This is a genomic window from Variovorax endophyticus, from assembly GCF_025376855.1.
Lineage (GTDB): Bacteria > Pseudomonadota > Gammaproteobacteria > Burkholderiales > Burkholderiaceae_C > Variovorax.
Window position 1 is genome coordinate 68,372 of record NZ_JAHUTH010000011.1, and the last position, 12,742, is coordinate 81,113.

General features: G+C 71.2%; 13 protein-coding genes. 6 read left to right on the top strand and 7 right to left on the bottom strand.

The window, feature by feature from the left end:
* Positions 1 to 41: 41 nt before the first annotated feature.
* The 3 genes from KV106_RS16350 (at position 42) to KV106_RS16360 (ending at position 2,706) form a co-directional block, all read left to right on the top strand.
* Positions 42 to 1,025, top strand: coding sequence for a tripartite tricarboxylate transporter substrate binding protein (locus KV106_RS16350; protein ID WP_082321687.1), 984 nt, complete (start codon positions 42 to 44; stop codon positions 1,023 to 1,025).
* A 23-nt stretch (positions 1,026 to 1,048) separates the two neighbouring features.
* Positions 1,049 to 1,768, top strand: coding sequence for an SDR family NAD(P)-dependent oxidoreductase (locus KV106_RS16355; RefSeq protein WP_057591225.1), 720 nt, complete (start codon positions 1,049 to 1,051; stop codon positions 1,766 to 1,768).
* A 95-nt stretch (positions 1,769 to 1,863) separates the two neighbouring features.
* Positions 1,864 to 2,706, top strand: coding sequence for an IclR family transcriptional regulator (locus KV106_RS16360; RefSeq protein ID WP_261211105.1), 843 nt, complete (start codon positions 1,864 to 1,866; stop codon positions 2,704 to 2,706).
* A gap of 12 nt (positions 2,707 to 2,718) precedes the next feature.
* Here KV106_RS16360 and KV106_RS16365 read toward each other — a convergent pair whose 3' ends face one another.
* From KV106_RS16365 to KV106_RS16385, 5 genes are all read right to left on the bottom strand, one after another.
* Positions 2,719 to 3,930 carry an NAD(P)/FAD-dependent oxidoreductase gene (locus KV106_RS16365; RefSeq protein ID WP_261211106.1) on the bottom strand — a complete coding sequence of 404 codons (1,212 nt, stop codon included), beginning with the start codon at positions 3,928 to 3,930 and terminating at the stop codon, positions 2,719 to 2,721.
* Positions 3,915 to 4,088, bottom strand: a complete 174-nt coding sequence (locus KV106_RS16370) for a hypothetical protein (RefSeq protein WP_261211107.1) — start codon at positions 4,086 to 4,088, stop codon at positions 3,915 to 3,917. The genes KV106_RS16365 and KV106_RS16370 overlap by 16 nt, the downstream gene beginning before the upstream one ends.
* Positions 4,089 to 4,161: 73 nt before the next feature.
* Positions 4,162 to 5,613: a TonB family protein gene (locus KV106_RS16375; protein WP_261211108.1), complete on the bottom strand. Its 1,452-nt coding sequence runs from the start codon at positions 5,611 to 5,613 to the stop codon at positions 4,162 to 4,164.
* The gene (locus KV106_RS16380; protein WP_261211109.1) at positions 5,613 to 6,665 is read right to left on the bottom strand and encodes a S1C family serine protease; all 1,053 of its coding nucleotides are present in this window, start codon (positions 6,663 to 6,665) and stop codon (positions 5,613 to 5,615) included. The genes KV106_RS16375 and KV106_RS16380 overlap by 1 nt, the downstream gene beginning before the upstream one ends.
* Before the next feature lie 55 nt (positions 6,666 to 6,720).
* Positions 6,721 to 7,407: a CC0125/CC1285 family lipoprotein gene (locus tag KV106_RS16385; RefSeq protein ID WP_261211110.1), complete on the bottom strand. Its 687-nt coding sequence runs from the start codon at positions 7,405 to 7,407 to the stop codon at positions 6,721 to 6,723.
* A gap of 295 nt (positions 7,408 to 7,702) precedes the next feature.
* Here KV106_RS16385 and KV106_RS16390 point away from each other — a divergent pair, with 295 nt between their 5' ends.
* Positions 7,703 to 9,661, top strand: coding sequence for a PAS domain-containing hybrid sensor histidine kinase/response regulator (locus KV106_RS16390; RefSeq protein WP_261211111.1), 1,959 nt, complete (start codon positions 7,703 to 7,705; stop codon positions 9,659 to 9,661).
* 17 nt (positions 9,662 to 9,678) lie between these two features.
* On the opposite strand, the gene KV106_RS16395 is transcribed toward KV106_RS16390, so the two are convergent.
* Both KV106_RS16395 and KV106_RS16400 read right to left on the bottom strand, forming a co-directional pair.
* Positions 9,679 to 10,149 carry a surface-adhesin E family protein gene (locus KV106_RS16395; protein ID WP_261211112.1) on the bottom strand — a complete coding sequence of 157 codons (471 nt, stop codon included), beginning with the start codon at positions 10,147 to 10,149 and terminating at the stop codon, positions 9,679 to 9,681.
* 66 nt (positions 10,150 to 10,215) lie between these two features.
* On the bottom strand, positions 10,216 to 11,502 hold the full coding sequence (locus tag KV106_RS16400) for a retroviral-like aspartic protease family protein (protein WP_261211114.1): 1,287 nt from the start codon (positions 11,500 to 11,502) through the stop codon (positions 10,216 to 10,218).
* 165 nt (positions 11,503 to 11,667) lie between these two features.
* On the opposite strand from KV106_RS16400, the gene KV106_RS16405 reads away from it, so the two are divergent.
* Together KV106_RS16405 and KV106_RS16410 are read left to right on the top strand one after the other, a co-directional pair.
* Entirely contained in the window at positions 11,668 to 12,003 is a 336-nt protein-coding gene (locus KV106_RS16405) for a YnfA family protein (protein WP_261211115.1), read from the top strand.
* A 167-nt stretch (positions 12,004 to 12,170) separates the two neighbouring features.
* On the top strand, positions 12,171 to 12,680 hold the full coding sequence (locus KV106_RS16410) for a hypothetical protein (RefSeq protein WP_261211116.1): 510 nt from the start codon (positions 12,171 to 12,173) through the stop codon (positions 12,678 to 12,680).
* Positions 12,681 to 12,742 lie beyond the last annotated feature (62 nt).

The following is a 12,742-nucleotide window of genomic DNA, read 5'->3' on the forward strand; positions in this document are numbered from 1 at the left end:
TTTTCGGTCCCATTCATTTTCAAACCACGGAGACAAACCCCATGATTCGCTTCGCCTCGAAACTGCAACGCCTCGCGGCGCTGTCGCTGCTGCCGGTGGCGGCGCTGCTGGCCGCCGCGCCCGCCTCGGCGCAATCGCGCGACTATCCCAACAAGCCGGTCGAGCTGGTGGTGCCGTTCCAGCCCGGCGGCGGCACCGACGCGCTGGCGCGCGCCTTCGCCGACGCCACGCGCAAGCACATGCCGCAGAGCATGATCATCGTCAACAAGCCCGGCGCCAGCGGCGCCATCGGCTGGCAGGACGTGGTCAACGCCAAGCCCGACGGCTACCGCCTCGCGGTGGTCACGGTGGAACTCACGACGCTGCCGCACATGGGCCTCGCGAAGTTCACCTACGAGGACCTCGCGCCCATCGCGCGCCTCAACGCCGACCAGGCCGCGATCACCGTGCGCGCCGATGCGCCGTGGAACACCATCGAGGAGTTCCTGGCCGCCGCGAAGAAGGACAGCGGCAAGCTCAGCGTGGGCAATGCCGGCAACGGCTCGATCTGGCACCTGGCCGCCGCCGCGCTCGAGGACAAGACCAGCGTGAAGTTCAACCACACGCCGTTCCAGGGCGCCGGCCCCGCGGTGCTCGCGCTGATGGGCGGCCACATCGACGCGGTGGCGGTGAGCCCGGCCGAGGTCACGACCTACGTGCAGGCCGGCAAGCTCAAGACGCTGGCCGTGATGGCCGAACAGCGCGTGAAGGGCTTCGAGAAAGTGCCCACGCTCAAGGAACGCAACATCGACTTGGTGATCGGCACCTGGCGCGGCATCGCGGCGCCGAAGAACACGCCGCCCGAGGTCATCGCCTACCTGAAGACCGTGAGCCAGCAGGCCGCCAACGAGCCGGCCTTCCGCGAGGTGCTCGACAAGCAGAACCTGGGCTTCGCCTATGCCGACGACGTCGCCTTCAAGGCCACGATGGCCAAGGACAGCGCCTACTTCAAGACGCTGATGGGCAAGCTCGACATCAAGAACTGACGCAAGAAGGCCACTCCCTTTTCATGACTTACGAGGCAGCACTCTTCAAGGGCAAGCGGGCACTGGTGTCCGGTGCCACCCAGGGCATCGGCGCCGTGATCGCCAACCACCTGGCCGCGCTCGGCGCGCAGGTCACGGCCATCGGCCTGGGCAACGGCGACGGCACGCTCGATGCCGCGGTCGAGGTCCGGCAGGCCGACGTGACCTCGGACGCGAGCCTCGAGGCCGCGATCGGCGGCATCGAGCGCCTGGACATCGTCTTCAACTGCGCCGGCATCATCCAGCGCGGCGCGGAGCACGACCTCGCGGTGTTCGAGAAGGTGCTGGCCGTGAACCTCACGGGCACGATGCGCGTGTGCGGCATGACGCGCGAGCGCCTCAAGGCGAGCGGCGGCTGCATCGTCAACACGGCCTCGATGCTGAGCTTCTTCGGCGGCGGGCTGGTGCCCGGCTATGCCTCGAGCAAGGGCGGCGTGGCCCAGCTCACCAAGTCGCTGGCGATCGCCTACGCGGCCGACGGCATCCGCGTGAACGCGATCGCGCCGGGCTGGATCGCGACGCCGCTCACGAAGCCGCTGCAGGACGATCCCGCGCGCGCGGGCCCGATCCTCGCGCGCACGCCGCTGGGCCGCTGGGGCACGCCCGACGACGTGGCGCGTGCCGCGATGTTCCTCTGCACGCCGGCCGCGTCGTTCATGACCGGCGTGGTGCTGCCGGTCGACGGCGGCTACATGGTGAGCTGAGGGCGCGCCGCATGCGCGTGGACTGGATGGAGGGTATGGATAATGGCCCGGCCCTCGTTCCCGCCGGTGCCCGCGCCGGCCTCGTCCCTTCGTCCATGCCCGCTCCCCGGTCTTCCTCCGCCGCTCCCGCCTCTTCGGCTTCTTCCGCGAACCAGGTCGCGGGCACCGCGTCGTTCTCCAAGTTCATGCACGTGCTGCAACTGGTGGCCGATGCGCAGGAGCCGGTCAACGTCGCGGCGCTGATGCGCGCGAGCGGCTATCCGCGGCCCACGGTGCATCGCATCGTGGCGGCGCTGATCGCCGAGCGGCTGCTGGTCGAGAACCCGCACAGCGCGACCCTGGGGCTGGGCCCGCGGCTGATCCAGCTCGCGAGCCGCAGCTGGGGCCGTTCCGAGCTGCGGCTGGCGGCGGTCGACGAGCTCAAGCGGCTGCGCGACCTCACGGGCGAGACCGTGCACCTGGCCGTGCCCAACGACACGACCATGGTCTACATCGAGAAGCTCGAGAGCCCGAGCGCGGTGCGCATGGCCTCGCGCATCGGCACCAGCGTGTCGCTGCATGCCACCGCCGTCGGCAAGGCCTACATGGCTGCGCTCGACGACGGCGCGCTCGAGGCGCTGGTGAAGCGCCTGCCGATGCCGCGCTACACGCCCAACACCACCGTCGATGCCGCCGCGCTGCGCGCCGAGGTGCGCAAGACGCGCGAGCGCGGCTGGTCGGTCGACAACGAGGAGAACGAGGCCGGCATCTTCTGCTTCGGCGCGGTGATCCGCGGCGTGGGCGGCGTGCCGGTGGCGGCGATCAGTGTGAGCACGCTGGTGTTCCGCCAGAAGGAAGATCCGGCGCAGGCCTACGTGGCGCCGCTGCTCGAGGCCTGCCGCGTCATCTCGGAGCGCATCGCGCAGACGCCTTCGCTGTCGGGTAGCGACGTGCTCTGACGCGCGTGCGGCTCAGGCCAGCGCCTTGAGCTGGAAGCCCGGCGCCCGCGCTTCTTCCTCGCTCAGCGCCACGCCCTTGGCCAGCAGCCGGCGCGCGAGCATGTGATCGCCCGCGCGGTTGAGGGTCTCGACCGCCGCGAGGCGCCCTTCGCGGATGCACAGCACGGTGGCGGCCGATGAGGCCGCATCGCGCAGCACCACGTGCGCATCGTCGGCCGCGCGCAGCCCGGCGATCTGCAGCTTGAGCTCGCCCTGGTCGCTCCAGAACCACGGCACCGGGCCGTGCGCCACCGTCTTGCCCGCGAGCCGCGCCGCCACGCTGCGCGCCTGGTCGCCGGCGTTCTGCACCGATTCGAGCCGGATGTGGCGTCCGCTGACCGGGTCGGGAAAGGCCGCCACGTCGCCGATGGCCGAGATCGCCGGATCGGAGCTCAGCAACTGCGCATCGACGCGGATGCCGTTGTCGACCGCGAGCCCGGCCTGCGCCGCGAGCTGCGTGCGCGGCTCGGCGCCGATGCCGACCACCACGAGGTCGGCGGGCAGCGTCTCGCCGTCGGCGGTGCGCACCGCCGCGATCCGGCCCTCGCGGCTCTCCAGTGCGGTCACGCCGCAGCCGAAGCGCAGCCGCGTGCCGCGACCCTCGTGCGAGGCCGCCACGGCCTGCGCGCTGTGCGGCGAGGCGGCCCGCGCCAGCGCGCGATCGGCCACGTCGAGCACCGTCACCTCCAGCCCGAGGGCACGCGCCACCGAGGCGAACTCGAGCCCGATGAAGCCCGCGCCGACCACCACCGCGCGCCGGCTGTCGGCCATGCGCTCGCGCAGCCGGTCGGCATCGGCCAGCGTCTGCAGGCTCATCACGCCCTCGAGGTCCGCGCCCTCGACGCGCATGCGGCGCGGGCTCGATCCGGTGGCGATCACGAGATGGTCGTAGGCGATCGCCTGGCCCGATGTCAGCACCACGCGCTGCGCGGCGCGATCGATCAGCTCGACGCGGCCCTGCACGCGCTGCACGCGCTGTTCCTCGAAGAAGCGCTCGGGCCGGAAATGCAGGTCGCTCGCGCTCGCCTTCGCGAGCAGGTAGGCCTTCGACAGCGGCGGCCGCTGGTAGGGCAGGCCGGCCTCGTCGCCCACCAGCACGATGGCGCCGTCGAAGCCTTCCTGGCGCAGCGAGGCGCAGCACTGGAAGCCCGCGTGGCCCGCGCCGACGATCACGACCTGCTGCATGGCGCGCACGTCGGGGTGGGGAGGAAGAGGGCGCGCACGTGCGCCCATGTATCGCGGTGCCGCGCGGCGACCGGTTCCGGCGCGCGCGGCACCTCGAGCGAAGGCCGGCCGCCATCGGGCGCGTCGGTGTCGAGCTTGTAAGGGATCAGCCATTCCATCTGCGTGTCTCCTGCAGCGCGATGGTCGGGCCGCGGGGGCGGCTTGTCTGTCCCCGCCGTAGGGGACGTTCGCTCAGTCGCCTGCGGGCGCGGGCGTGGGTGCGGGCGTGGGTGCGGCGGGCGGCAACCGGTACTCGATCGGGATCTGGATCGCCGCGGGCACCGCGACACCGCCGCGCGTCTGCGCGGGCTTGAACAGCATGCCGAGCACCGATCGCGTGGCGGCTTCGTCGAGCGTGCCGTACCCCGAGCTCGACACCACGGTCACGAAGGCGGCCGTGCCGTCGGCACTGACGAGCACGCGCACCACCACCTTGCCTTCGTAGCCGTTCTCGCGGGCGTCCGCCGGATAGGCCACGCGCGGCGCGGTGGTGTAGCTGGGTTGCGTGGCCAGCGGATCGGCGCGGCGCGCAGCCATCTTGTCCTTGATCTGCAGGGCGCGTGCGCGCAGCGGCGCGGCCTCGTCCGCGCGGCCCTGGCGTTCCTTGATGCCGGCGAGCAGGTCCAGCGTGTCGCCGATCACGGGGTCGTCGCGGAAGTACAGCAACTGCCGCAGCTCGAGCGAACGCGTGGCCGATGCCGAAGCGCCGTCGAGGTCGCCGGCGGCGCTCTGGATCTGCGCCAGGGTGGCGAGGCCGCGCGCCAGCGCCCTGTTGTTCGACGAAGTGGACGCGCCGAGCAGCTCCACGGCGCGCTTCTGCATCTCCTCGGCCTTCTCTGGCTGCCCGAGGCCGACCCAGGCGGCGGCGATGTCGTTGAGCAGCGCACCGGTCACGCTGTCGTTGCGGCGCGGCTGCCGCTCGACCATCTCGAGTGCGCGATTGAAATGCGCGATGGCGGCGTTCGGGTCCTTGGCGGTGACGCGGCTCACGCCCAGCATCCAGATCACCTGGGCGACGCTGGACGAGCCCTGCGGCCCGGCCAGCGCTTCCCGCCGTGCCAGCGCGTCGCGCAGCAGCGGGTCCGCCTGCTCGGGCCGATCGATGAAGACGTACATCGCTCCCTGGTCGAACAGCAGCCGCGCATAGAGGCTGCGATCCTCGTCCGCCGTGGGCGTCAGCAGCGAAGTGGCGCGGGCGTAGAGCCGCTCGGCCTCCTCGGTGCGGCCCTCGTCGGCGCAGATCCGCGCCAGCGAGACCAGCATCGACGCCAGCGTACCCGCGGGCGGTGCCGGCATGCGTTCGGTGATCGCGACCGCACGGCGCAGCAGCGGCTCGGCCAGGCGCGGCTGCCCCTGTTCCTGGTAGGCGAGGCCGAGCGACCACAGGGCCACGCCCATGCGCGGGTTCAGCGGAGGCAGGGTCCGCTCGGACAGGCGGACCAGCCGCAGGCCGGTCTCGATCGCCTCGGACAGGCGGCCGGCCGCGTAGTGGGCCTGGAAGAACTGGTGCACCCGGTCCCATTCGCCCGTGCCCTGCATTTGCGCCTGGGCGCCACCCGCCGTGGTGGCGAGCACGCCGGCCGCCAGCAGCCGCAGCGCGAACGCGAGCGCGGCCAGCAGCCGCCGCGGCATGCGCGCGCGCATCAGCGCACCTCCCGGCATTGCCCGGCCGTGCAACTCAGGATGAGCGCGTAGCCGTCGTCGCAAGGCACGCTGTAGGTCTCGACGCCGCTGCCCTGGCCGACGAAGGCCGCGCGCGGCTGCGTGCTGCACTTGCGCGCGATCGCGGCCTGCTCGGCACCGAGCAGGTTGGCGCTCGATCCCGAGACGGGGCTTGCCGCCGCCGGTGGCGGGGAAGCGGTCGCGGGCTGTGCGTGGACAGTGGGGACGGGCGTGGGCGGCGGCACCGGGGCCGGCGCCGTCGAGTTTGCGGTCGCGGCCGGCGCGAGCTTTCGGACCGCTGGCCGCGCCGGCGGCTCGATGTCGGCCACGATCGGCGGCAGGCTCGGCGCCTCGGCCGTGCCGATCTGCTCGGAGCGCTGGAAGGTCGCGACCGCGGATCGCGCGCGCGCCGGGAGTTCCTCGATCCACTGGGCCGGACGCGCGAAGTTGAGGTTCTGAGCCGTGCCGCCGATGGCGGCGGTGGTGATGCCGATCAGCCGGCCCTGCTCGTCGAACAGGCCGCCGCCGCTGGAGCCCGGCGAGATCGGCGCGGTCACCTGGATGTATTCGAGCTCGCCGGCGGTATTGCGCCGCAGCGAGGACACCAGGCCGTCGCTGAGGCTCTGCTCGAGCCCGCGCGGCGCCCCGATCGCATAGACCTTCTGGCCCACGCGCAGCGTGGCGGTCGGAGCGATCGTCGGTGTCGGCCCCGCCGGCAGGCCGTCGGCGCGGAGCTGGCAGAGATCGCGCTCGGGATCGGGGTGCTCGAGCGTCGCTGTGTACAACTCGCGCTCGCGCCGCAGCGTGAGCGAGGCCGCCTTGCGCAGCACGTGGCAGTTGGTGACGACGCGGCCCGGGGCCGTGGACACCGCGCTGCCCGAACCCACCGGCTGCCCCTGGGTGTCACGCGCGATCACCACCCACACGGCCGGCGAAGCCTGGCGGAACAGTTCTTCGGGCGTGAGGGCGTGCGCGCACGGGCTGGCGAGCAGCCAGGCCGACGCCGCCGCGGCCACGATCTTCGATGTCTTCAAGGGGAACTCCGGAAATGGACGAGGAGAAGCGGGCCGGTCGGTACCAGGCTTTCGCTCAGCGTGGCGGCAACAGGCCGCTCAGGTCCTTCATCTCGACGCGCCCGCCGCTGCCGCCCGACCAGGGCACCGCGGGCGGGCTCGTTTCCGCCACGGGCTCGGGCACCGCCATGGCGACCTTCACCAGTTGCTCGGGTGTGAGCGCATTGCCACGGCCCTGGGTCGCCATGAACGGCTTGAGCGCCTCCATCACCGCACTGGCCTTCAGCGCGTATTGGGCGCCGGGTTCGGTGGCGGACTTGAACATCAGGATCGTGCCCTTGCCGCGCCAGGTGGTGATGGTGCCGCCGCCGCCGGGGACATAGACGAAGGTCGGGGCACCGCCGCCCTTGAGCTCGATCCATTCGGGTGGCTGCCCGTCATCGACCACGAAGCGCGGCACGGCCGGCGCATCGTCGACCTGCGCGGCCGAACCCTTGGGCTCGATGGCGAAGTAGGTGTAGCCCGACTGCTGGGTCAGGTCGGCGCAGCGGTAGATCCAGAAGTTCCAGACGGCTTCCTTGGAGGTGTAGCCGTTGCCCGAGAACTCGACGATGTAGCTGTTGGCCGTGACGCGGGTGTCGGTGTAGCCACCGGTCAGGCCGGCCGGGTGGTACATGGTCGAGCAGGCGCCCAGGAGGCCCAGTGCGGCGGCAGCGATGGCGGCCGCGGCGAGGCCGCGGATTCTGTTGTTGTGTCTCTTCATACCCATCCCCTCGATGTGCTGGGGGACGATACAAAAAGCGATTCGGGTTCGCAACAAAAAGTTAACACGATGGGGCGGACCCAGGCGATGGGCGCCCCGGTCTGTTGCGAAAACCGAACGACGGTCTCGCAAGGGGAGCGCGGGCCGCGGCAACGGAATCCGGTTGACCCCAGCGGGAATGCCGACCGGAAATGTCGGCAACGTCCCACGGATCGGCCCGATGGGCGGAGGAATACTCCCCGGTCCACCCGCGGGGGAGAGCCGGCGCGCCCCACTGTCCGAGAGAACAAACAACATGCCAGACCCTGCCGCGACCGAGCGGCTGTCCCTCGCCAACCTGTCGGACGCCGATCACCGGCAGATGATCGACGCCGTCACCGACTACGCGATCTTCTTCCTCGACCCCGACGGCATGGTGCTGAGCTGGAACGCCGGCGCGCGGCTGGTCTGTGGCTACGAAGACGCCGAAGTCCTGGGCCGCCATGTCTCGATGTTCTATCCGGCCGAGGCACAGCAGCGCGACGCGCCCGGCCAGGAACTCGCGCAGGCACGCGAGGCGGGCCATTTCCAGGACGAGGGCTGGCGCGTGCGCAAGGACGGCTCGCGCTTCTGGGCCAGCGTGGTCATCACGCGGCTCATCGGGCCCGACGGCAGGGTGCGCGGCTTCTCGAAGATCACGCGCGACCTCAGCGCGCGGCGCCAGCAGGACGAGCTGCTGCGTGCGAGCGAGGAGCGCTTCCGGCTGCTGGTCGAGGGCGTGAAGGACTATGCGATCTTCATGCTCGACCCCGCGGGCCACGTGATCAGCTGGAACGCGGGCGCGCAGAAGAACAAGGGCTACGAGGCGGCCGAGATCATCGGCCGGCACTTCTCGACCTTCTACCCACCCGACGTGGCGGCCAGCGGCTGGCCCGCGCAGGAGCTGCGCAACGCGCTGCGCGACGGCCGCTTCGAGGACGAGGGCTGGCGCGTGCGCAAGGACGGCAGTCGCTTCTGGGCCAGCGTGGTCATCACGGCGCTGTACGACGCGGCGGGCCAGCACAAGGGCTTCGCCAAGGTCACGCGCGACCTCAGCGAGCGCCGCCGCATCACGGCGCTGGAGGACGAGGGCCGGCGCATGGCGACCTTCCTCGCGATGCTCGGGCACGAACTGCGCAATCCGCTCGCGCCGATCTCGAACGCGCTCGAGCTGCTCAAGCGCGAGAAGATCGAGTCGCGCATCTTCAACAGCACGCGCGACATCATCGACCGGCAACTGCGGCAGATGACCCGGCTGATCGACGACCTGCTCGACGTGGGCCGCATCACCAGCGGCAAGATCCACCTCGAGGCCAAGCCGGTGCGGCTGCGCGACGTGATCCACGACGCGGTCGAGACGGTGCGCCCGCTGATGGCGCTGAAGTCGCAGCAGCTCGAACTGCAGGTCGACGGCGCCGACCCCTGGGTCACGGGCGACCGGGCGCGGCTGGTGCAGGTGGTCAGCAACCTCGTGCACAACGCCGCCAAGTTCACCGACAGCGGCGGGCGCATCGAACTGCGGCTCGGCCTCGGCCCCGCCGCGCCCGGCACCGCGGACGCCAGCCCGATCGAGGCCGAGATCGCGGTGCGCGACACCGGCCCGGGCATCGCGCCGCAGGACATCCGCCGCATCTTCGACCTGTTCGTGCAGGGCGAGCAGGATGCCGCGCGCTCCAAGGGCGGGCTCGGCCTCGGGCTGAGCCTGGTGCAGCAGCTGGTCGCGCTGCACGGCGGCCGCGTCAGCGTGTTCAGCAGCGGGCGCCCGGGCGAGGGCAGCGAATTTGTCGTCAACCTGGCGGCCGTGGCGCAGCCGCTGTCGGCTGAGGGTGCATCGGGCCGGGCGCCCGGCGAACGGCTGGTGCTGGTGGTCGACGACAACCAGGACGCCGCCGAGACCATGGCGCTGCTGATGGACGCGCTCGGCTATGCCAGCGCGGTCGTGCACGACGGCTTCGCCGCCATCGAGGCGGTCAAGGCCGGCCGGCCCGACGTCGTGCTGCTCGACATCGGCCTGCCCGGCATCGACGGCCACGAGGTCGCGCGCCGGCTGCGCGCCGAGCTGGTCGACCCGCCCGCGCTGATCGCCGTGACCGGCTACGGCCAGCCCAGCGACCGCGACACCAGCTTCGAGGCTGGGTTCCTCGGGCACCTGACCAAGCCGGTGGACGTGGACCGGCTGGCGCGGATGCTGGAGCGGCTGTTCCAGGAGGAGCGGCCAGCGAGCACGACAGGCTGAGGCCGGCGCCGGACGGCTCAAGGCGGTGGCTTGTAGCCCCGCGGCTTGCCGCGCACCATGAGTTCGCATACTGCCCAGACGATGGCCTGTCCGGTGGAATGCTGGAGCGCGGGTTCCATGGCGGCCTCGGCCTCCGAGGGAGGGCGCACCATGCGTCGAACCACCGGTCCCTGGCTGGCACGTCCCGCGTAGCTCACGATGCTCTGGTCCGCGAGGCGTTCCCGCTGGAAATCGATCCGCGTGATCCGGACGTCGGACCCATAGGCGCGACCGTCGGCGGTCCGATGTTCCTGCCCATAGTCGAACAGCAGGCTCGCGACGACATGGCCACCCGGCTCCCGCGTGGGGCCGTTCACGTCGAGGTAGATGTTGTCGCCATCCGGTGTCGGGTTACCGACGCGGCGCCAATCGGTTGCAAGCGCATGGGGCACGGTGCAGGCGCAGGCGAGGGCCAGCGCGATGTGGCGCAGCCGGGTCGGTGAGATCATCGCGTCCTCCTGCGCGTCTTTTCTTCTCGGGGTTCCGCAGGGTTTGTCGCGCTCGAGCACCGGCCTTCAGCCGCCGCGCTTCACCAGCGTCATGAACTCCAGCCCCTGGACCTTGCTGGAGCGCATGTCGAACATCGACAGCACCGACTGCCCGAGCAGCGGCAGGCAGTCGGCACAGGTGATGGCCTGCACATTCTTCAGCTCGAAACGGCCGATGCGGATGGCGTCGATCACGATCGCCTTGGCGACGACCCGTCGGCCGTCGGCGGTGAACATCCTGACGTTGGGGTCGACGACGCGGTAGGCCACCTTCGATTGCCGCAGCGTCTCTTCCGCGAGCGACAGCCGCGTGGCGCCGGTGTCGACCATGAAGGCCATGGCCTTGGCTTCGCCGAGGTTGACCGGCGCGAAGAAGTGTCCACCGTAGGCCGGCAGGCGCAGGCCGGCGCGCTCCGGGGCCGCTGCGCCGCCGTTCTGGTCGATGGCGGTCTCGATGGCGATGCGCTGTCCAGCGAAATAGAGCGGGCTGCCGCGCGCCTGGGCCTGGCTGTCATAGGCCTGCAGCAGCGACAGGGCTTCGTAGGGCCGGCCGGCCGCAACCAGCAGCCGCGCGAGCTTGGCGCGCACGTCCACCAGCGCGGGCTGCGCCGCCAGTGCCTTGTAGGACCACGCGATGGCCTCCTCACCGCGGCCCAGCTTCGAGAGGCTGTCGGCATGGAACGCGAACAGGTCGTAGGCGCCTTCGCCGAGCGCTTCCGCGCGCTCGAAGTTCTCGACCGCCTGCTGGTGCTTGCCGCGCCGGGCCTGCGCCATGCCGAGGTTGGCGAGGCCGAGGGTGTCGCCGGGCAACAGGCGCACGTAGTCCTGCCAGTTGGCTTCCTCGCAGGCCAGGTCGGCTTCGCGCGCGCAGCGCCCGGCCTGGCGCCGGAAGTCCTCGGCGGTGAGGTTGTCCTTGTTGAGCCAGCGCTGCCAGTAGCCGCGGGTGGTGGCGATGCTCGCGAAGGACACGGCCGCCAGCACGAGGCAGGTCCAGGCGAAGACCTTGACGCCGCGGCGCTGGCTGAAGCGGTGGTCCCAGAGCGAGTAGAGCAGCACCACGACGAAGGGCCAGAGCAGGGCGCCCAGCGCGGTGCCGATGCGGAACGCGGGGGACATGGCTTCCGAGCGTCCGAAGAACAGCGTGGTGGCCTCGAGCGCCGCCAGCGAGAGGGCCGCCAGGCCCCACAGCAGCGGACCGGCCTTGCGCCCGCGCTCGCGGTCGTCGCGCAGGAAGCCCGGCTCCCAGCCGGGGGCCGCGGCTGCGATGTCTCCCGTCCACTGCGGTTCGCGCCGCGATCCCGTGTGCTCGTCCATGAGGTCCTCCCGAGGCACCGGCGTTGTGTGCGTGTTCCCGTGAGAGCGGGGGCCGGTTGCCGCAAAAATGTGTCGGAAAGTATACCTAGCCGGGGTGTCGCGGGCCTGGCATCGCGCCGGGCCCGAGCGGCCGGCGGTGGCGCGATCCGCGCCGAGAATCCCCGCATGGACCTGCTCAAGACCTTCGCCCTCTTCGTCGCCACCGCGCTGGCCGAGATCATCGGCTGCTACCTGCCCTACCTCTGGCTGCGCCAGGGCCATTCGGCCTGGCTGCTGCTGCCCGCGGCGGTTTCGCTGGCCCTGTTCGCCTGGTTGCTGACCCTGCACCCGACCGCGGCGGGCCGGGTGTATGCGGCCTATGGCGGCGTCTACATCGGCGTGGCGGTGCTGTGGCTCTGGGCGGTCGACAAGGTGCAGCCGAGCGTGACCGACTGGGTGGGCGTGGGAGTCAGCCTGCTCGGCATGTTCATCATCATGGCCGGGCCGCGGCTGGGGCGCTGAGCCGCAAGGGGCATCGGATCGGGGTAGATTCCGGTTTTCGCTATGTCAGTTGGAATATGGCGAAATCCTGTTTCGCGGATGGCGGCCATACGCCGAAGCGGATCGCGCCGACCGGGCGCGCCGCGCAGAATGCCGGCCTGCCACCTGTCGATCACCGAGGAACCACGATGAGCCTGGATGCCGTTGTGCCCGTGGAGCAGCGTCGCTTCGCGGGCGAAGAAAGCCCGAATCCGCGCGCAGGTGCCTTGCTGCATGTGCTCGGCGGCGTGCCGCGGCCATCCGCGTTCTCGCGCGAGGCGCTCGAGCGCATGGCGCGCCACGACCTCGGCCCGACCCAGGTGCTGTGCTATTCGGGCCGCGCCGTGGCGCAGGTCGACAGCTACGCGGGCGCGCGGCTGGTCGACGTGCTCGATGCCTGCGGCTTCTCCGAGCGGCCGCGCTCGGAGCTCAAGCGCTGCGTGGTGGTCGCGCTGGGCGACGACGGCTACCAGGCCATCTTCAGCTGGAACGAGCTCTACAACAGCACGATCGGCGAGAAGGCGCTGGTGCTGTACGAGAAGAACGGTGGCCCGCTCGAGCCGCACCTGGGCGCGCTGTGCCTGATTTCGGCCAACGACGCGCGCCTGGGGCCGCGCCACCTGCGCGGACTGCTGCAGATCGCCGTGAAGATGCCCTGAACGCCCGGCCTGGGGCTCGGCCGCCGGGAGCGCCGACAATAGGCCCCAAGATTCAGGACAGG